We start from the raw sequence: 19,331 nt of genomic DNA, 5'->3' as shown, positions 1-19,331 counted from the left end.
CCATTTGACCCGAATTCCGTCACCCATCGACGGACGGACTTTTGTGAGGCGACCATGTTTCAGTCATCCGCATTCGATCCCGAGCAACCCGGCTTCAACCCGAGCCACTTCGAGCGCGCCGCGCGGCAGGCGGTCGTCGATCTTCAGCGCGTCGTCGGCGCGCCCGCACAGCGGGCGCTCGGCCTGCGGCGGCGCAGCCATCCGGCGGCGGTCCGCACGATGAGCTGGCAGGCGCTCTTGAATGTCGAGGAGCTGGCGTTCTCGAACGCCGGTTTCCTGAACCGCAACGATCCGACCGTCGTCGACGCGTTCATCCGGCTGCGCGACAGCCGGATGGTCGCGGCGGACATCGAGGAAGCCGTCGACTGGAAACGCGACGACGACGATCTGCCGGCCGTCTATCTGATCGTCAAGGCAATGCTCGAAGCGGAAGAGACCGAAACGCAACGCGTCGAGATGGAGTAACGACGGCCGGCGCGGCCTTCCCTTCCGGTCAGGGCCACGCCGGTGCAAACGCCGATTCCCGGGGCAGCACACGCCATCGCGGCCACGCGCCGCCGCATCATCGGGCATCCGCTCCGTCAGAGCCGCGCGGCGAGCCGTGAGCCCTGATCGATCGCGCGCTTCGCATCGAGTTCGGCGGCCAGTTCCGCGCCGCCGATCAGGTGCACCGAGCGCCCGGCGGCCTGCAACGGCGCGAGCAACGCACGTTGCGGCTCCTGCCCCGTGCAGAGCACGATCGTGTCGGCTTCGATCAGTTCGTGATCGGTGCGCTGCTCGCCGTACGACACATGCAGCCCGCGCGCATCGATCAGCTCGTAGTTCACGCCGCCGATCATCTTCACCTGCTTCATCTTCAGCGTCGCGCGGTGAATCCAGCCGGTCGTCTTGCCGAGCCCCTTGCCGAGCGGGGCGGCCTTGCGCTGCAGCAGCGTCACTTCACGCGCCGGCGCCGACACCTGGGCACGCGTCACGCCGCCGCGCGTCGCGGCCGGGTCGGTCACGCCCCACTCCGCTTTCCATGCTTCGAGATCGAGCGCCGGCGATTCGCCGTCCTGCACCAGATATTCGGCGACGTCGAAGCCGATCCCGCCCGCACCTACCACCGCGACGCGCCGGCCCACCGGCTGCCTGCCCGCGAGCACGTCGATGTAGCTGAGCACGTTCGGCCCGTCATGCCCCGGAATCTTCGGGTCGCGCGGCGCGACGCCGGTCGCGAGCACGATCTCGTCGTAGCCGCCCGCGATCAGGTCGCTCGCGTCGACGCGGCGGTTCAGGTGCAGCTTCACGCCGGTCAGCTCGACCTGCCTGCCGAAGTAGCTCAGTGCTTCGTGAAACTCCTCCTTGCCCGGAATCCGCTTCGCCATGTTGAACTGGCCGCCGATCTCGGCGGCGCCGTCGAACAAGTCGACCTGATGGCCGCGCTGCGCGAGCACCGTCGAGCATGCAAGCCCGGCCGGCCCCGCGCCGACCACCGCGATCCGCTTCGGCTGCGATGCGGGCGTGTAATTCAGCTCCGTCTCGTGGCATGCACGCGGGTTCAGCAGGCACGACGCGATTCGGTTCTTGAACGCGTGATCGAGGCACGCCTGGTTGCAGCCGATGCAGGTGTTGATCTCGTCGGCACGGCCCTGTGCGGCCTTGACGACGAACTCGGCATCCGCGAGCAGCGGACGCGCCATCGACACCATGTCCGCGCAGCCGTCCGCGAGAATCTGCTCGGCCACTTCGGGCCGGTTGATCCGGTTGGTCGTCACGAGCGGGATACCGACCTCGCCCTTCATCTTCTTCGTCACCCACGCGAACGCGCCGCGCGGCACCGACGTCGCGATCGTCGGCACGCGCGCCTCATGCCAGCCGATCCCCGTGTTGATGAGGGTCGCGCCCGCACGCTCGACCGCCTTTGCGAGCTGCACGGTTTCGCGCCAGTCGCTGCCGTCCGGAATCAGGTCGAGCATCGACAGCCGGTAGATCAGGATGAAATCGCGGCCGACCGCTTCGCGCGTGCGCTCGACGATCTCGATCGGCAAGCGAATGCGGTTCTCGTACGAACCGCCCCACTGGTCGGCGCGCTTGTTCGTGTGCATCGAGATGAACTGGTTGATCAGGTAGCCCTCGGAGCCCATGATCTCGACGCCGTCGTAACCGGCTTCGCGTGCCAGCTTCGCGCAGCGCACGAACGCGCGGATCTGCCGCTCGACGCCGCGCGCGCTCAGTTCGTGCGGCGCGAACGGCGAGATCGGCGATTTGATCTTCGACGGCGCGACCGCGAACGGGTGATAACCGTAGCGGCCCGTATGCAGGATCTGCAGCGCGATCTTGCCGTCCTCCGCATGCACGGCGCCGGTGATCTCGCGATGCCGGCGCGCGGCGGCCGACGTCATCAGCGTGCCGCCGAACGGCTTGGTCCAGCCGGCCACGTTCGGCGCGAAGCCGCCCGTCACGATCAGGCCGACGCCGCCGCGCGCACGCTCGGCGAAATATTCGGCGAGGCGCGGCAGCGTCTTGCGGCTGTCCTCGAGGCCCGTATGCATCGAGCCCATCAGCACGCGATTCTTCAGCGTCGTGAAGCCGAGATCGAGCGGTGCGAGCAGGTGGGGAAAGGGAGTCGTCATGATGTCGGCCAATAAGCGATGCCTGCCATCGTAGGCGCGCGCCGCCTTGAACGTGAGGGGGCAAACAGCCATAATGCTTGTCATTTCCGGCCAAATCGACATGACTTCCCCGTCTCGCAAGGATCACCTCGGGCTGCGCCGGCCGACGATTCCGGTCGCCTATACGCGCCTGCTGCTGCAGGCGCTGGCCGCACGCGGCGTCGATCTGGCCGCCGTGCGTGCCGGCACGGGCCTGCGCGACGCGGTGCTGGCCGAACCGGACGCACGCGTCGCGCCGTCGCAATGGGGGCGGCTCGTGCTGAACGCGATCGAAATCGGCGGCGATCCGGGCATCGGGCTCGCGTTCGGGCTGCTGCTGAAGCCGACCGTGCACGGCTTTCTCGGCTACGCGACGCTGACCGCGCGGGACATCCGCGCAGCGCTGTCGGTCACGCAGCGCTACTTCCGGATGCGCAATCGCCAATACCGGCTGACCTATGCGGAAGACGAACGCGGCGCGACGCTCGAACTGCACGGCGTGCAGGCGAACCCCGTGCTGCAGCACCACGTGATGTTCGAATTCGTGCTGACGGGGCTCGCGCAGAACATCTCGCAATGGTCCGGCCGCGACGCGCCGCCGATCGAACTGCGGTTCGCGTGGCCGGAGCCGGCTTATTTCGCGCGGTATCGCCACCAGTTGCCGCCCGTGGCATTCGGCTGCGCGGCGAATGCGCTGTGGATCGCACGCGACGCGCTCGACTGGCCGCTGCCGCTCGCCGACGAAGTCGCGCACCGGCAGGCGCTCGTGCAGGTCGAGCACGAATATGCGCAGGTGCGTCAGGAAGAAGGCGATCTGGTCGAGCGCGTGCGGGCGGAACTGGCGCGCGCGGCCGGCGATTATCCGGGGCCGGACACGCTCGCCGACGCACTGCTCGTGTCGACGCGCACGCTGCGGCGCCGGCTGGAGGAAGCCGGATCGAGCTATCGGCGCTTGCTCGACGAAGCGCGGTTTCGGGATGCAAAGCAGTTGCTCGCCGCGTCGGATCTCGATCTGAAGACGATCGCCGAACGGCTGCAATTCACCGACCCGGCGAATTTCACGCGCGCGTTCCGGCGCTGGGCCGGGCAGACGCCGAGCGCGTATCGGGAAGCGGCGGCCGGCGTAGTCGTGTCGGCGGCAACCGGAGCATGGGTGCGCGAATAACGCCGGGTCGTCGACGAAAGGGGGCGGCTGCGGCTACGCGCGGACTTCAGCGTCGGACGCCGCGCAACCCGTCGCACGCAATACCGGAGGGGCGGCGAAGCCGTTGGCGTATGATGGGCGCCACATCAAAACGACACCGCACGAATCGGCGCCCTCCCCGACCCATGCCCAATCGCACCAACCTGATCGAGGCCACGATCGACCGCGTCGATACCAACCTCGTCCGAGTCAAGGCCGATGTCAGGAAAACCCCGTCATACCGTCTGACGATGCAGAACGTCTGCTACTTCGTCACGGCCAACGACCTCGACCCGGAAGCGTTCAAGCAGATCGGACAACTGAGGCCCGGCATGTCGGTGCGTGCCTGCACGTTCGAGCATCGCGGCCGTCGCCGGATCGCCTGGATCAGGAGCGGCAACCTTGCCATCGCGCCGTACGACGTGGTCGCGCAAAAACGGCGGAACCTGACGCTTCTTGCCTGGGCGTCGTGCCTGCTCGTGCTGAGCCTGGGTATCGCTGCCGCGGCACTTCATTCCGGTTGGGCGTTCGTCTCGGCACTGTCCACCGTCGCGGCCATCGTCAGTCTGACGGGCAGCCTGCTCGCCGTCGGCGGCTTGTCCGACCTGATCTTCCAGCCGCAGCGACGCGAAGCCCAGGATAGCTGGTCATGCGAACCGTCCGGTTTCGACGGGAGGCGGAGCAGCCCATGACGAACCACGCGATGCAGACCGCATCCGGCCGCGTGACGGCAATCAGCCAGCAATCGATCGAGACGAAGGTCTGGAGCAACAACCTGGGCGCGACCACCCAAAGTATCGAGGAAATCACGCTCCAGCTCGATTCGCTCGCGTCCCCGCTCGTGTTCAGGACCAACCGGACGACGCGCCTGTTCATCGCCGCCGGCGATCGATTGAACGTCGCCTATGCCGACGGCCAGGATCACCCGATCGTCTACGGCATCCGCAACATGACCGACGGTTCGACTTATCTGCTGCGCCCCGCCAAGGTCGCCAGCGCCCGGACCGATCTCGTCGTCATGTTCGGTTGCGTGGTCGCCGCCGCCGTGATGAGCGGGATCGTATCCGCGGTGACGCTCAGCACGGAGTCGACGTTCGACGTGTTCGCGCTGATCAGCGCGAGTGCGATCGGTTTGTGCGTGCTCAGTGCGATCCTGCGCATCCTGTTCGGCGTGATCCTGTGGCCCGAAATCAGAAGACTGGCGCAGCCGGGCGGCAAACGCGAAATGAACGCGGCAACGCAGGCACTCTCGTTCACGCAGGACGAAACCCGGCACGTGCGCTTCATCTGATCGGGCCGCGCGCGGCCACTGCGCGGCCGAACGACGCCGCACGCCCGGAATCGCATCGCCGCGGCCATCGCCCGACTCGCCGTCGACGCGCGCCGCTCGATCAGGTCGAACCGGAACCGCCGGAACGCGCATCGTCGCCCAGATAAATCCGCGCGCCGCCGTCGCCCTCGCCCGCTTCGATCCGCACGCTGCCCGTGGCGGCGACGATCGCGTCGTACACGTCATCGCTCACGCACACCACAGGCACCGCGATCGCATACAGCTCGGCGGCGACGATCGCGCCGATCGAGATGATCAGGTCGCGCTCCTTCAGCACGATCCCGACCGGCCCCGTGCCGTTGCGCACCGCTTCCGCGAGCACGCTGCTGCTCGAACTCGAACCCTTCGCGTGCGGCATCACCATCACCGTGCCGGCGAGGCTCGCGCCGGCCTGCGGATGCCCGCGATCGACGATCCGGCCCGCGCCCGAGTCGTAGCCGCCCCAGAAGCTGAGCGGCTTGTCGAGGATGAACGGGCGCGCGCACGCGCTGCCCGGTACGAGCGTGTCGCCCGTCAAGAAGTTGCCCGTCGCTTCAGTCATCGAATCGCACCTTGCCTTCGTACGCGGACCGCACGCATTCGCGCATGCTGCCGTAGGCGACCGTCACGCCGATGTTCGCGGGCGCATACGACGCCCATTTCCCCGAGTTGGTCATCACCAGCCCCGACAACTGCTTCATCACCGGCGTGATGTACGTGCAGGTATCGACGACGATCTGAATGCCGCGCGCGGCGAATTTTTCCGCGAGGCCGGCTTGCTCCAGCTCCCACAGAATGAAACGGCTCGTGTTCACGTAGAAATCGCAGGCCGGCTTGCCGTCGAATGCGTCGAGCAACGTGTCGAGCGTGCGGAATTCGGCCAGCGAAAAATGCGGCGTGCCGAGCGCGACCGCGACGAGCGCGTCGCCGGCCGCGCCGTGATTCAGCGTGCGGCGAATCTCGTCGAGATCGGCCATCGTGATATCGACCGTGCGTTGCGCCGCGTGCCCGTGCAATGCGGCGTCGAGTGTCGGCGCCTCGGGCGTCACCCCGACCGCATGGAACAGCGCGACGGCGCCGCTCGACGCGGCGGCCGCGCCGAGCGCCTTGAGTTCGTCCTCGGTGGTATCCGGCGGCAGCCCGACGATCGCCGGCACGACCGCGCCCGCGATCTTGCCAACCGCCAAACCGAGCGCGGCGAAATAGATGTCGCGCGACGGCAGGCCGGTGAAATCCGGCGCATTGAACACGATCCGCGCGGCGCGGTTCGCGTCGACATGCAGCCCCGCATATGGCGCACGCCCGGTGATCGCGGCGGCCAGATCGAGAAAATCGCCGTAGCGGCTCGTGCGCGCGCCGAGCACCGAGTTCGCGAACACGATCGCGTTCGATTCGGCCCATGCGATCTGCTCGCCCATCGCGGGACGATTCTTCAGTTGATACGGCGCGCACGTGAAACTCGATTCGCAGCCGAGCAGCAAATGCGCGTCCATCAGGCGCTGCGCATCGCGCTGGATCGTGCGGTCGCCGTGGTACAGCTCGGGATGGATCAGGTCGAGCGACCCGACGTTCAGCGTGGTCGGCACCGCGACCTTCGCGGCCGTCTCGACGAAATAGTCGACGAAATCCAGACTGGTCTGGCCGTGGTAAAGACAGCCGTCGATATGGGCCGACGTAATGTCGATCAGGTGCGGCGCGGACATCACGTGCGCCGTGCGCGCGACGATCCGCATCGCACGGGCGACGCCGTCGCCGAAATCCCCGCGCAACATCGCGTCGTCGCGGTCACTCAACTGCAGCATCGGTTGCTCCTCTGACGCGTGCCGGCGGCGCCGGCCCGTGAAATCCGTCAGCAGACTTTACAACTGGAAATAAAAACTGTCCAGATTACAGTCAAACCGGGTATTAACAAAACCAATTCCCGTGAACAAATGCTTCGACAACACCCGGTGGCTTGAATTTCGCACCAGTTGATCGCCGCGCCGAACCGCCAGCCTCGCCTAGCGTTCCGCCGTCAAACTGAACAGCTCGTCGCGCAACGCCTTCGCGCGATCGCGGCCGAACTGCGTGTCGAATTCGTCCTGTGCGGCCTGCCACGCGACTTTCGCCTGCGCGAACGTGCGCTCGCCAAGCTTCGTGAGGTGCAGCGCATGCGCGCGCGCATCGTGCTCGGACACGGCCGTCGAGACAAACCCGTCGCGCTGCATCGGTTTAAGCGCACGCAGCAAGGTCGTGCGATCCATCACGAGCATATCGGCCAGTTCGCTCATCAGGAGGCCGGGTTGGCGCGTGAGATTCGCCATGATCGAGAACTGGGCGGGCGTGATGCCGACCGGGGCCAGATGGCGTTCGTACAGTTGCGTGACGAAGCGCGCCGCCTGACGCAGCGCGAGACAGTTGCACGCGTGGACAATCGAGGTGTCGTTCATGTTCGGCAATCTATATGTGCATATGCATAAAGTCAATGTACACTCCGCCGTAACTGGGCCGGCGGCCGGCCATCGCGTCAAGGAGACGGACATGGACTACATCGACAAGCTGCGCATCTTCCGGTCGGTGGTGGAGATGCGCAGCTTCACGCGCGCCGCCGACATGCACGGCCTCGCGCGGCCGGTCGTATCGCGCGCGGTCGCGGATCTGGAGGCGCGCTTCGGCAGCCGGCTGCTGCATCGGACCACGCGCCAGGTGTCGCTGACCGAAACGGCCGAGCGCATCTACGAGCGTTGCGCGGCCGTACTCGACGAGCTCGACGCACTCGAAGTGCAAGCGCAGACGCACACGCGCGAGCCCGAGGGCCTGCTGCGCCTCGTCGCGCACACGACGGCCGCGCTGAACCGGCTCGTGCCGCTGATCGCCGGCTTCAAGCGCGCGCATCCGAACGTGCGCCTCGACGTCACGCTGACCGAGCGCCCGGTCGACCTGGTCGGCGAAGGCTACGACATCGGCATCGTCGTGCCGTACATGCTGACGAGCGAATCGACCGTCGTGCGGCTGGTCGAGCGCATTCCGGTCGTGATCGTCGCGACGCCCGCGTATCTGCACACGCATGCGCGCCCCGAGACGCCGGCCGACCTCGCCGATCATCCGTTCGTGCCGATCTCGCCGTCGCTGCGCCGCCCGGCGCTGTCGTTCCGGGTCGACGGCGACACGCTCACCGTGCCGTACCGCTTCGACATCTCGTCGAACAGCCCCGTGTTCAACCGCGAAATGGTGATGCACGACTTCGGCATCGGCATCGTCCCGAAAACGCTCGTCGAGGCCGAACTCGCGTCAGGCGCGCTCGTGCAGTTGCTGGAAGGCGCCGATCTCGTCGATGCGTTCGTCGAAATCAAGCTCGCATACGCAAACCGCGCGCTGCTGCCCGCGAAGGTGAAGGCGTTCATCGACTACACGGCCGCGTATTGCGACCGCGAAGGCTGGAGCGTTCCGGCGGCGGCTTGATCCCGCGCGCGAACGCGCCGTTCCGACGCCGATTGGTACAGCCACGACACCAATCTGATCCTACCGCGCCGCTCGCTTCGCGTCGTCTCGCCACCTAACATGTGCACATGCACAAGACCACGCTCAACGACGACGATTGCTTCGCGGTCCGGCAAGCCGCCCGGCGGATCTCGCAGTTCTACGAGCGTTACCTGTCGCGGGCGGGCGTCACGCCGTCGCAGTACAGCATCCTCGCGCTGCTGCGCGACCGGCCCGGCCTGACGATGGCGACACTGTCGAACGTGCTGGTGCTCGAACGCACCGCGCTGCTGCGCGCGCTCAAGCCGCTCGTCGGCGCGGCACTGGTGACGGAGCGCATCGAGCCGCCCTGCCGCGGCCAGACGTTCGCGCTGACCGCGCACGGCGAAACGAAGATCGCCGACGCGCATGTGCACTGGCTCGCCGCGCAGGAGGCGTTCGAGCGGTGCTTCGGGTCGACGCAGGCGGCCCGACTGAGAGACGAATTGTTCCGGATCACGCACAACCTGCCGGAACGCTAGCCCCTTCCCCGATCGACGCCGTGCCGTCGATCGGTTTGAATAGTGCATATACATAGGTGAATCGATGGATACGACCCAAGCCGCTGCCTCGTCACGTGAAGCAGCCACGACCGAGCGGCCCGCGAAACAGCAACGCCGCGTGCCGTGGATGCGCATCGCGGTGGGCGCCGTCGTCGTCGTGGTTGCGGCCGCCGCGATCGACTGGCTGTTCGTGTTGCGCTTCCAGGAAAGCACCGACGATGCGTATGTCGGCGGCGACGTGACGGTGCTCGCGCCGAAGGTCAACGGCTTCGTCGACAAGATTCTCGTGACCGACAACCAGCGCGTGAAGGCCGGCGACGTGCTCGTGCAGCTCGATGCGCGCGACTACGACGCGAAGCTCGCGCAGGCCGGCGCCGAAGTCGACAGCGCACGCGCCGCCGTGACCGAACTCGAGGCGAAGCAGCAACTGCAATTCGCGGTGATCGGCCAGCACGCGGCGGACAAGAACGCGTCGTCGGCCGAGCTGACGCGCGCGGCATCGGACCGCGCGCGCTACCGCGAGCTCGTGAAGTCGGACGCCGTATCGAACCAGATCGTCGAGCGCGCGGACGCCGATTATTCGAAGGCCGGCGCGGCCGTCGAACGCAGCGACGCCGCGCTGCTCGCCTCGAAGCGGCAGCTCGACGTGCTCGGCGCCCAGCTCGCCGATGCGCGGGCCCGCGTGAACACCGCGCTCGCCGCGCAGCGCGTCGCGGCGCTCAACGTCGAATACACGACGATCCGCTCGCCGGTCGACGGTTACGTCGGCAACCGCACCGGCCGCGTCGGGATGCTCGCGAACGTCGGCGTGCCGTTGCTGACGGTCGTGCCGGCCGCCGGCCTGTGGGTCGACGCGAACTTCAAGGAAGACCAGTTGCGCAAGATGCGCGCGGGCGATCGCGTCGACGTCGCGCTCGATGCGTCGAGCACGCGCCTGCATGGCCGCGTCGACAGCCTTGCCCCCGCGACCGGCGCGACCTTCAGCGTCCTGCCGCCCGAGAACGCGACCGGCAACTTCACGAAGATCGTCCAGCGCGTGCCCGTACGCGTGCATCTCGATCCGCAGCCCGGCATCGAGCAGGTGCTGCGCCCCGGCCTGTCCGCGGTCGTGACCGTGCATACCGACCGCAAGCACTGAGCGGGAGCCGACGATGACCACCGCGTTTTCCGGCGACCCGGCGTCGCAACCGACCAGGCAGCGCGTGTTCGCGTTCGCGCTGATGTGCGTCGGCTTCTTCATGGCGACGCTCGACATCCAGATCGTCGCGTCGTCGCTGCGCGACATCGGCGGCGGGCTGTCCGCGAGCCAGGACGAATTGTCGTGGGTGCAGACCGCCTACCTGATCGCCGAGATCATCGTGATCCCGATGTCGGGCTGGCTGTCGAAGGTGATGTCGACGCGCTGGCTGTTCGTCGCATCGGCCATCGGTTTCACGATCACCAGCATGCTGTGCGGACTCGCGTGGGACATCAACTCGATGATCCTGTTCCGCGGGATGCAGGGCGCGCTCGGCGCCGCGATGATCCCGACCGTGTTCACCACCGCGTTCGTGCTGTTCCCAGGCAAGCAGCGGCTGATCGCGTCGACGACCATCGGCGCGCTCGCGTCGCTCGCGCCGGCGATCGGCCCCGTGATCGGCGGCTGGATCACCGACCAGTGGTCGTGGCACTGGCTGTTCTACCTGAACCTCGTGCCGGGCATCGCGGTGGCCGCGCTCGTGCCGCGCTACGTGCACATCGACGCGCCCGATCTCAGCCTCATCAAGCGCGGCGACTATCTCGGCATCGTGCTGATGTCGGGCTTCCTCGGCTGCCTCGAATACGTGCTCGAGGAAGGCCCGCGCAAGAACTGGTTCGGCGACGACGCGATCGTCATCTGCGCATGGATTTCCGGCATCTGCGGCTTCCTGTTCATCGTGCACGCATTGACCGCCGACGATCCGATCGTCGACCTGCGCGCGCTCGCCGTGCGCAACTTCGGAATCGGCAGCCTGCTGTCGTTCGTGACCGGCATCGGGATCTTCGTGACCGTGTTCCTGACGCCGCTGTTCCTCGCGCAGGTGCGCGCGTTCAGCTCGCTGCAGATCGGCATCGCGCTGCTGTCGGTCGGCGCGTTCCAGTTGGTCGCGCTGTGCGCGTATGCGTTCGCCGCGCGCTACGTCAGCATGCGTGCGCTGCTCGTGTTCGGGTTGATCTGCTTCGGCCTCGGCTGCTACCTGTACACGCCGATCACGCACGACTGGGGCTGGCGGGAACTGCTGCTGCCGCAGGCGCTGCGCGGCATCGGCCAGCAGTTCAGCGTGCCGCCGATCGTGACGATGGCGCTCGGCTCGCTGCCGCAGTCGCGGCTGAAATCGGCGAGCGGGTTGTTCAACCTGATGCGTAACCTCGGCGGCGCGATCGGTATCGCGGTGAGCGCGACGATGCTCAACGACCGGCTGAATTTTCACTATCTGCGGCTGAACGAGCACGTGAGCGCCGGCGAACCGCAGGTCGCCTCGCTGCTCGATCGCCAGGCCGCGTACTGGGGATCGGTGGCCGGCAATACGTTGAATACCGCCCAGGCCGGCCTCGCGAACCTGCATCGGCTGATCTATCGCGAAGCGCTGACGCTCACCTATGCGGATGCGTACTACGCGCTGTCGCTGTGCTTCGTCGTCGCGCTGCTTGCCGTCGTGTTTTCCAAACCCATTACATTGAACGCGCCGCCGCCGGACGCGCACTGAGGCCAAGGGATCATCATGAAGAAGCTACTCGTCGCGCTGGCCGTCAGCGTGTTCGCCGCAGGGTGTGCGGTGCAGCCTGCGCAGCATCCGGCATTGAACGAATCCGTTCGGACGCTTGCGCCCACCGCATGGGATGCGGACGTGCCGCGTGCGGACATCGACGCCGCCGCATGGTGGGCGCAATTCCACGACCCGGTGCTGGACCGGCTGATCGCGACCGTGCTCGACGGCAACCTCGATCTGCAAGCCGCCGCCGAGCGAGTGAAGCAGGCGCAGGCGCTGACCGTACAGAAACGCGCGGTGCTGCTGCCCGAACTCGACGCGACCGCCCATGCGGCCGACGCACGGCAGAACACGCCGCCGCCGCTCGGCTATGTGCGGCAGGCGGGTGCGGGGCTCGCGCTGAGCTGGTCGCCCGACGTGTTCGGCGGCGAGCGACTCGATCTGCTGGCCGCAAAGGCCGAGCTGGTCGGGCAGAAGCATGCGGAAGATGCGATGCGGCTCGCGCTTGCTGCCGATGCGGCATCCGCGTATGTCGATCTGCGCTGGGCGCAGCAGGAATTGAAGATCCTGCAGGACAACGCGAGGATCCGGCAGCATGCGCTCGAACTCACGCGCAAGCGGCAAGCATTCGGGCTGTCGACCGAACTCGACGTGACCCGCGCGCAGAACCAGCTCGATGCGCTCGAAGCGCGGATTCCGCCGACGCAGGCGCAGATATCGCATCAGCTCAATCTGATCGCCGTGTATTCGGGGCGGACGCCGGAATCGGTCGATCGGCTCGTGTTGGCGCAGGCCGGGGAGATTCCGGCGCCGCCGGTTGGTGCGCCGGGGACGTTGCCGTCGCAGGCGTTGTTGCGGCGGCCGGATGTGCTGACGGCCTACGCTCAGGTCGAGCGGCGTGCAGCGCAAGTCGGCGTGGCGAAGGCCGAGCGCTATCCGAAGTTTTCGTTGAACCTGACGGACGGGATTCTGGCGGCATCCTATCTCGGGTTGCCGACGTTGACCGACAATCTGTTCAGCGCGGCGCTGAGCGCGACGAGCCCGATCTTCAACGCGGGGCGGATTACCGCCGATATCTCGCAGAGCGAAAGCCGGATGCGCGAGTCGGAACTCGGGCTACGGCAGACGATGCTGCAAGCGTTGAGGGAAGTCGAGGATGCGCGGGCGAATCTCGTCAGTTCCGACGAGGCGGCGCGGAGGCTGGGTAGTGCATTGGCGGCTTCCGATAAGGCGCTTGGGTTGGCGAATCAGCTCTATAAGGGCGGCGCGACGGATTTTCTCGACGTGCTTTCGGCGCAGGAGGTTTATTTGCGCGATTCGGATTCGCTCAATCAGGTCAAGCGCGAACATGCGCTGGCGGCGGTTGCGTTGTATCGGTCGCTGGGGGGTGGGTGGAGCAGGAATGATGGGGCGGGTGGGACGCAGCCGGAAACTCAGGCTGTGGCGAAAAACTAGGAGAGTCGCGATGCAGCGCCGGCCTCGATACTTGCCGGCCCCGCTATTCAGCCGCACGATCCGAGACACTGGACCGTCATCAACGCAATCGAGTAATCCACGATCACCGCAATAGCCAGCCCCACGATAACGGTGATGATCCGCGTGATGAGCATGCGCCAGAATCGGGTCGCAACGAACACGCCTGCCGCCAGCAGGAGCACGATGAGGATCGATTCATCGCTGCGTTACCGGTCCAGCGCCAGCTTCGCGCCGAGCCCTAAAAGGATCGTCCCCATCACCGCGTCGATCGGCTTGCGCAGCTTCGCGTAACCCGTCTGCACACGGTTCGTCGAGAACAGCACGGCGACCGTGCAGAACCACGTCAGTGAGACAGCGACGACCACGGCCAGCGTCGCGCCATGCACCCATGCCGGCGCGTGTGCGGGCAACAGCGTGACGAACAGACTGCCGAAGAATGCCGCGCCCTTCGGATTGGTCAATCCGACGAGCAGCCCTTTCCGATACGCGTACACGCCGCCGCGGACGGCCGACTGGCTCGGGGATTCCGCTTGCTGCGCGGACTGTCGCAAGCCTGAGAGCGTCTTGATACCGAGGTAAATCAGATACGCGGCACCGGCAATGCGGATCGCCTCATATAGCCATGCCAGCTTCGCGACGATCAGCCCGAGCCCGAAAATCGCCATCGCCGCCCAGACCGCATGCGACGATGCAATGCCCAACGCGGCCAGCAGGCCCGCGCGGCGACTGCCGAGCGCATGGGATGAAACGGCGATCAGGTCGGGGCCGGGGCTGACGCACGCCAGCAACATCACGCCGCCGACTGCGGCGAGTTGGGGAAGATAGCTCATGGCGGTTCGGGTGATTTCGAGGTGAAAGAGGGAGGCCGGCCTACTCTAGCATGCCGATTTCCAGTATGTGCCGGCGTGCGGCGCACTCTATCGAATCGCCGACACGCCCCAACCAGACCCGATTACTGCGGCGGCCGCTTCAGCTTCACCCAGCGCTGCACCGACGCCCGCTCCCACTGCGCACGCGCATAGTCGGCGAGGCGCTGCGGCACCGGATCCCCATTCAGCACCAGACGGTTCAGCATCACCGCCAGATCGACGTCGGCAATGCTCCACTCGCCGAACAGGTTCGCCGCGCCCGGCGCGAGCAGCTTGTCGGCAGCCGCGAACAGCTTCTGCGCGGCGGCCTGCGCGAGACTCGACAGCGGCTCGCTCGACGGCCCGTAGAACAACACTTCGGTCGACCGCTCCGTGCGAATCGGCATCAGGTCGCTGCGCAGCCACGCCTGCACCTGACGCGCCCGCGCACGCTGACGCGGCTCGGCCGGATAGATTCGCGTGCCCGGAAATGTCTCGTCGAGATACTCGGTAATCGCCGACGATTCCGACAGCGCGAAATCGTCGTGCACGAGCGTCGGGACGCGTTGCGTCAGCGACGTCGCCGCATAGTCCGGCGCGAAATGGGCGCGGTTGCCGAGATCGACGGTCACCAGTTCGTACGGTAGCGATTTTTCCTCGAGCGCGACGAAGACCGACATCGCGTAAGGGCTCGTGTATTGCGCATCGACGTAGAGACGGAGATTACCGGTTTGCACTGCTGGCTCCTTGTGGGTACGGAAGTCAGCGACCGCGGGTTCGCGCGTCGACAGGCTCCGGGTGGATCAATGCGGCGTGTTCGACAGATTAGCAGCGGCGGCACAGGTGTTGTTCGATGTTTCGTGTGCGCCGCTGCCGCGTGGTCATTCGGTGGCCGGCCAGCGGTAGCCGATTACTTCGTTCAACGGGTACGCAAGTTCGCGCACTTCTTCCAATTGATTGCCGCCGAACAGGTGCACGTGTTCGTCGTCGTGACTCAGGTAGAAACCGACGTGCCCTTTCCAGCTCGTCGGGTCGTCACGCGTCAGGATCGCAATGCAACCGTAGACCGGGCGCTCCAGCGGTTTGCCCCATTCGAGCCACGAGCGCGCCAGCGCGGAACCGGTGCCGCGAAATCCGGCATGCGCCATGCACCAGTTTACGAACGATGAGCACCAGGAAATTTTGTCGTCGTAGCCAACCAGGTTCGTCTGGTTGTTGTATTCGACGATGCGCGGGTTGATGCTGCCCGGCGGATGGCGGCGGATGCCGAGTTCGGCCAGCGCGACGGGCATCCAGGGTGGGTGGGCAGCTTTCAGTTTGCTCTCGGAATTTGATAGGGTCACGTCGTTCTCGGGCACGTGTCGGTGTTGTTTCGCTCAATCTTCGCACGAATAGGGCGAATCCACAGCGCCCTTCACAGGCTGCGATTTTCGTCGGGTGCGCCCGTATCATGGAGGCAGCGCCCTCGACTCCCTCCCCGCCATGCGCATCACGCCCCTGCCGCCTCTTCAGTGCCTCATCGCGTTCGAAGCCGCCGTGCGGCACGCGAGTTTCACGAAAGCCGCCGCCGAACTGCACCTGACCCAAAGCGCGATCAGCCGCCAGATCCAGCAGCTCGAGGAATTCCTCGGCCGCTCGCTGTTCGTTCGCGAACACCGTTCGCTGCGGCTGACGATCGCCGGCGAGCAGTACGCGGCACAAGTCCACCATCTGCTCACGCAATGCGCGCAAGCCACGCACGACGTGATGAAACCGTACGGCGATCTCGAACTGACGATCGCGTGCTCGTCCGGTGTCGCGCTGCTGTGGCTCACGCCACGGCTACCGGACTTTCGCGCCACGTATCCCAACATCAAGCTGCGCCTGATCGTGCGCGACAGCCTTGCATCGATGTCGCCCGCGGAATTCGACGTCGGCGTCTACTACGTGCGCCAGCAGGCGCCGGCCGAATACACCGCACGCCGCCTGTTCGACGAAGAAGTGTTCCCCGTCTGCGCGCCCGGCTATCTGGCCGGCCGCACGCTCGACGCGGCCGATCTCGCGAACGAAACGCTGCTGCGCCTCGAGGACGGCCAGCGCCAATGGATGTCGTGGTCCGAATGGTTCGACATGAACGACGTCGACCGGCAGAAGGCACAACCGCAGGACATCACGATCAATTCCTATCCGCAGATCGTGCAGATGACGATTCTCGGTCAAGGCGTGTCGCTCGGCTGGCGTTACATGATCGACGCATGCATCGAAGCCGGCCTGCTCGTGCGCGTGACGGAAGCGTCGGCGAGCCACGGCGGCGGCTATTACGTGATCTCGCCGAACGACCGCGCGCAGAACCAGGCCGCCCGCCTGTTCACCCGCTGGCTGTTCGAACAGGCGGAGCAACAGACCGAATCCTGAATGCCCCGAGCGCGACGCATGCGCGCAGCGCATGCCTGCATGCGAATCTTTCGTTTCAGAAAAAAATGCAGCGCTCCTTAGCATGGGATTCACGCGGGGCAGCCGTCCCGTCTTCTGACAAAAGGAAGAGACCATGCAAGGAACGCTTTCCCCGCGCGCCGCGCCTTCCGTCGATGCGGCAGTGCAACAGCGCCGCCGCGCCATCGTCGCGACCGTGATCGGCAACGGCCTCGAATGGTTCGACTTCACCGTCTACAGTTTTTTCGCGGTGATCATCGCGAAGCTGTTCTTCCCGACCGGCAACGAACTGACGTCCGTGCTGCTCACCGTCGCGACGTTCGGCGTGGGCTTCTTCATGCGGCCGGTGGGCGGCATCGTGCTCGGCGTCTATGCCGACAAGGTCGGTCGCAAAGCCGCGCTGTCGCTCACGATCCTGCTGATGGCGGCCGGCACCGCGCTGATCGGGATCGCGCCGACCTACGAACAGGCCGGCATCGCCGCGCCGCTGTTGATCGTCGTCGCGCGGCTGCTGCAAGGCTTCTCGGCCGGCGGCGAGATGGGCGGCGCCACCGCGTTCCTCACCGAATACGCGCCGCCGGAGAAGCGCGCGTATTACTCGAGCTGGATCCAGTCGAGCATCGGCTTCGCGGTGCTGCTGGGTGCGGCGACGGGTACGTTCGTCACGACGTCGCTCGACACGCAGGCGCTGCATAGCTGGGGCTGGCGGCTGCCGTTCCTGCTCGGGATCATCGTCGGGCCGGTCGGTTACTACATTCGCAGCCATATCGACGAGACGCCTGCGTTCAGCGCCGTCGAATCGCAGGCGAAGGAAAGCTCGCCGCTGAAGGAAGTGCTGCACACGTATCCGCGCGAGACGTTCGCGAGTTTCTCGATGGTCATCCTGTGGACCGTCTGCACCTACGTGTTGCTGTTCTACATGCCGACCTATTCCGTGCGCACGCTGCATCTGCCGCAATCGACCGGCTTCGCGGCCGGCATGGTCGGCGGGCTGATGATCATGTGCTGCTCGCCGATCGTCGGGCGACTCGCCGATGTGTGGGGACGGCGCGTGTTCCTGTCCGGCTCGGCGCTCGCGATCCTCGTGCTGGCGTGGCCGATGTTCTCGTGGGTCAACCATGCGCCCGGGTTCGCGTCGATGATCGTGTTCCAGGCCGTGTTCGGCGTGCTGATCGCGACCTATACGGGGCCGATCCTCGCGGCGTTCGCGGAGCTGTTTCCGACCAAGGTGCTGTCGACCGGGTTATCCGTTGCGTACAACTTCGCGGTGACGATCTTCGGCGGGTTCGCGCCGTTCCTGATCACGTGGCTCATCGCCCGCACCGGCAGCAACATGGCGCCGGCGTTCTACGTGATGCTCGCGGCGGCCGTCAGCTTCGTCGGCACGCGCTTCGTGAAGGATGCGAAGCGTGCGGCCTCCACGACTCGATAAGGATTTTTCCCCATGACCATTACCGTGCTTCAAGGCGGCAACGTGCTCGACCTTGAACGAGGCATGTTGCTCGAACATCATCATGTCGTGATCGAAGGCGAGCGGATCGTCGAAGTCACCGATCGGCCGGTGGATTTGCCGAATGCGCAGGTGATCGACGTGCGCGGCAAGACCGTGATGCCCGGGTTCATCGATTGCCATGTGCATGTGCTGGCGTCGAATGCGAACCTTGGCGCGAATGCGACGCAGCCGAATATTCTCGCGGCGATTCGGTCGCTGCCGATTCTCGATGCGATGTTGTCGCGCGGGTTTACCAGCGTGCGGGATGCCGGGGGCGCGGATTGGAGTCTGATGCAGGCGGTCGAGACGGGGCTGGTTTCGGGGCCGCGGATTTTCCCGTCGGGGAAAGCGCTGTCGCAGACCGGCGGGCATGGGGATTTTCGGCCTCGGGGGGATTTGCTGGAGCCTTGTTCGTGCTGCTTTCGAACGGGGGCGATTGCTCGGGTGGTTGACGGGGTTGAAGGCGTGCGGCTCGCGGTGCGTGAAGAAATTCAGAAAGGCGCGACGCAGATCAAGATCATGGCTTCAGGCGGCGTGGCTTCGCCGACCGATCCGATTGCGAACACGCAGTATTCGGAGGACGAGATTCGGGCGATCGTCGACGAGGCCGAGGCCGCGAATACTTATGTGATGGCGCATGCGTATACGGGACGGGCAATTGCGCGGGCCGTGCGATGCGGCGTGCGGACGATCGAGCACGGGAATCTCGTGGATGAAGCGGCCGCGACACTCATGCACGAGCGAGGGGCGTTCGTGGTGCCAACGCTCGTGACGTATGACGCGCTGGCCAAACATGGCGCGGAATTCGGGATGCCGGCGGACTCCATCGCGAAGGTGGCTTCCGTGCAGCAGAAAGGACGCGAGTCGCTGGAGATCTATGCGAGAGCCGGCGTAAGGATGGGGTTCGGTTCGGATCTGCTCGGGGAAATGCACGCGTTTCAGTCCGGTGAGTTTCGGATTCGGGCTGAGGTGCTCGGGAATCTGGAAGCGCTCAGAGCGGCAACGACGGTGGCAGCGGAGATCGTCAATATGACGGGGCAGCTTGGGGTGGTTGCCGTGGGGGCGATCGCCGATCTCGTCGTGCTGGATGGCAATCCGCTCGAGGATATCGGGGTCGTGGCCGATGAAGGGGCGAAGGTCGAGTATGTGTTGCAGCGGGGAGCGATTGTGAAGCGGCGTGCTGGCGGGCGTTGATTGACGCCATCCGGCTATTTCTGCACGCGCGGTGCGGCCTCACGGGCCTTGCGG

20 protein-coding genes are annotated in these 19,331 nt (G+C 66.0%); 12 read left to right on the top strand and 8 right to left on the bottom strand.

Annotated elements, in window-relative coordinates; translation table 11 throughout:
- Positions 1–54 precede the first annotated feature (54 nt).
- A complete protein-coding gene (locus tag CFB46_RS22715) occupies positions 55–465 on the top strand; it encodes a DUF2471 family protein (RefSeq protein ID WP_027782453.1) in 411 nt (136 codons plus the stop codon).
- Positions 466–581: 116 nt separating this feature from the next.
- Here the strand turns inward: CFB46_RS22715 and CFB46_RS22710 are convergent, their stop codons facing one another.
- Entirely contained in the window at positions 582–2,615 is a 2,034-nt protein-coding gene (locus tag CFB46_RS22710) for an NADPH-dependent 2,4-dienoyl-CoA reductase (protein ID WP_089502305.1), read from the bottom strand.
- 73 nt (positions 2,616–2,688) lie between these two features.
- On the opposite strand from CFB46_RS22710, the gene CFB46_RS22705 reads away from it, so the two are divergent.
- From CFB46_RS22705 to CFB46_RS22695, 3 genes are all read left to right on the top strand, one after another.
- Positions 2,689–3,798: an AraC family transcriptional regulator gene (locus CFB46_RS22705; protein WP_089501366.1), complete on the top strand. Its 1,110-nt coding sequence runs from the start codon at positions 2,689–2,691 to the stop codon at positions 3,796–3,798.
- Between the two features lie 164 nt (positions 3,799–3,962).
- Positions 3,963–4,508, top strand: a complete 546-nt coding sequence (locus tag CFB46_RS22700) for a hypothetical protein (RefSeq protein ID WP_227789646.1) — start codon at positions 3,963–3,965, stop codon at positions 4,506–4,508.
- Positions 4,505–5,107, top strand: a complete 603-nt coding sequence (locus CFB46_RS22695; RefSeq protein ID WP_089501364.1) for a hypothetical protein — start codon at positions 4,505–4,507, stop codon at positions 5,105–5,107. Before CFB46_RS22700 ends, CFB46_RS22695 begins: the two co-directional genes overlap by 4 nt.
- Before the next feature lie 100 nt (positions 5,108–5,207).
- Here the strand turns inward: CFB46_RS22695 and CFB46_RS22690 are convergent, their stop codons facing one another.
- The 3 genes from CFB46_RS22690 to CFB46_RS22680 form a co-directional block, all read right to left on the bottom strand.
- Positions 5,208–5,687, bottom strand: a complete 480-nt coding sequence (locus CFB46_RS22690) for an aconitase X swivel domain-containing protein (protein ID WP_089501363.1) — start codon at positions 5,685–5,687, stop codon at positions 5,208–5,210.
- On the bottom strand, positions 5,680–6,927 hold the full coding sequence (locus CFB46_RS22685; protein WP_089501362.1) for an aconitase X: 1,248 nt from the start codon (positions 6,925–6,927) through the stop codon (positions 5,680–5,682). The genes CFB46_RS22690 and CFB46_RS22685 overlap by 8 nt, the downstream gene beginning before the upstream one ends.
- A gap of 198 nt (positions 6,928–7,125) precedes the next feature.
- A complete protein-coding gene (locus CFB46_RS22680; RefSeq protein ID WP_027782447.1) occupies positions 7,126–7,554 on the bottom strand; it encodes a MarR family winged helix-turn-helix transcriptional regulator in 429 nt (142 codons plus the stop codon).
- 91 nt (positions 7,555–7,645) lie between these two features.
- Between CFB46_RS22680 and CFB46_RS22675 the strand changes: the two genes are divergently transcribed.
- The 5 genes from CFB46_RS22675 (at position 7,646) to CFB46_RS22655 (ending at position 13,310) form a co-directional block, all read left to right on the top strand.
- The gene (locus CFB46_RS22675; protein WP_089501361.1) at positions 7,646–8,566 is read left to right on the top strand and encodes a LysR family transcriptional regulator; all 921 of its coding nucleotides are present in this window, start codon (positions 7,646–7,648) and stop codon (positions 8,564–8,566) included.
- A gap of 107 nt (positions 8,567–8,673) precedes the next feature.
- Positions 8,674–9,105, top strand: coding sequence for a MarR family winged helix-turn-helix transcriptional regulator (locus tag CFB46_RS22670; protein ID WP_089501360.1), 432 nt, complete (start codon positions 8,674–8,676; stop codon positions 9,103–9,105).
- A 64-nt stretch (positions 9,106–9,169) separates the two neighbouring features.
- Complete coding sequence (locus CFB46_RS22665; RefSeq protein WP_089501359.1) at positions 9,170–10,264, top strand: HlyD family secretion protein; 1,095 nt, start codon at positions 9,170–9,172, stop codon at positions 10,262–10,264.
- Between the two features lie 13 nt (positions 10,265–10,277).
- Positions 10,278–11,852, top strand: a complete 1,575-nt coding sequence (locus CFB46_RS22660) for a DHA2 family efflux MFS transporter permease subunit (protein ID WP_089501358.1) — start codon at positions 10,278–10,280, stop codon at positions 11,850–11,852.
- 15 nt (positions 11,853–11,867) lie between these two features.
- Positions 11,868–13,310: an efflux transporter outer membrane subunit gene (locus CFB46_RS22655; protein WP_089501357.1), complete on the top strand. Its 1,443-nt coding sequence runs from the start codon at positions 11,868–11,870 to the stop codon at positions 13,308–13,310.
- Between the two features lie 47 nt (positions 13,311–13,357).
- On the opposite strand, the gene CFB46_RS36030 is transcribed toward CFB46_RS22655, so the two are convergent.
- The 4 genes from CFB46_RS36030 to CFB46_RS22640 form a co-directional block, all read right to left on the bottom strand.
- The gene (locus CFB46_RS36030) at positions 13,358–13,513 is read right to left on the bottom strand and encodes a hypothetical protein (RefSeq protein WP_155257309.1); all 156 of its coding nucleotides are present in this window, start codon (positions 13,511–13,513) and stop codon (positions 13,358–13,360) included.
- A gap of 24 nt (positions 13,514–13,537) precedes the next feature.
- Positions 13,538–14,161, bottom strand: coding sequence for a LysE family transporter (locus CFB46_RS22650; protein WP_027782442.1), 624 nt, complete (start codon positions 14,159–14,161; stop codon positions 13,538–13,540).
- A 122-nt stretch (positions 14,162–14,283) separates the two neighbouring features.
- A complete protein-coding gene (gene yfcF, locus CFB46_RS22645; RefSeq protein ID WP_089501356.1) occupies positions 14,284–14,916 on the bottom strand; it encodes a glutathione transferase in 633 nt (210 codons plus the stop codon).
- A gap of 144 nt (positions 14,917–15,060) precedes the next feature.
- Complete coding sequence (locus CFB46_RS22640; protein ID WP_089501355.1) at positions 15,061–15,471, bottom strand: TIGR02594 family protein; 411 nt, start codon at positions 15,469–15,471, stop codon at positions 15,061–15,063.
- Positions 15,472–15,661: 190 nt separating this feature from the next.
- On the opposite strand from CFB46_RS22640, the gene CFB46_RS22635 reads away from it, so the two are divergent.
- The 3 genes from CFB46_RS22635 (at position 15,662) to CFB46_RS22625 (ending at position 19,277) form a co-directional block, all read left to right on the top strand.
- The gene (locus tag CFB46_RS22635) at positions 15,662–16,573 is read left to right on the top strand and encodes a LysR substrate-binding domain-containing protein (protein WP_089501354.1); all 912 of its coding nucleotides are present in this window, start codon (positions 15,662–15,664) and stop codon (positions 16,571–16,573) included.
- Positions 16,574–16,706: 133 nt separating this feature from the next.
- Positions 16,707–18,023: an MFS transporter gene (locus CFB46_RS22630; RefSeq protein WP_089501353.1), complete on the top strand. Its 1,317-nt coding sequence runs from the start codon at positions 16,707–16,709 to the stop codon at positions 18,021–18,023.
- A 12-nt stretch (positions 18,024–18,035) separates the two neighbouring features.
- Complete coding sequence (locus tag CFB46_RS22625; protein ID WP_089501352.1) at positions 18,036–19,277, top strand: metal-dependent hydrolase family protein; 1,242 nt, start codon at positions 18,036–18,038, stop codon at positions 19,275–19,277.
- The last annotated feature ends 54 nt before the right edge of the window (positions 19,278–19,331 follow it).

Source organism: Burkholderia sp. HI2761, assembly GCF_002223355.1.
Taxonomy (GTDB): domain Bacteria; phylum Pseudomonadota; class Gammaproteobacteria; order Burkholderiales; family Burkholderiaceae; genus Burkholderia.
This window is presented reverse-complemented; position numbering and strand designations above follow the sequence as displayed.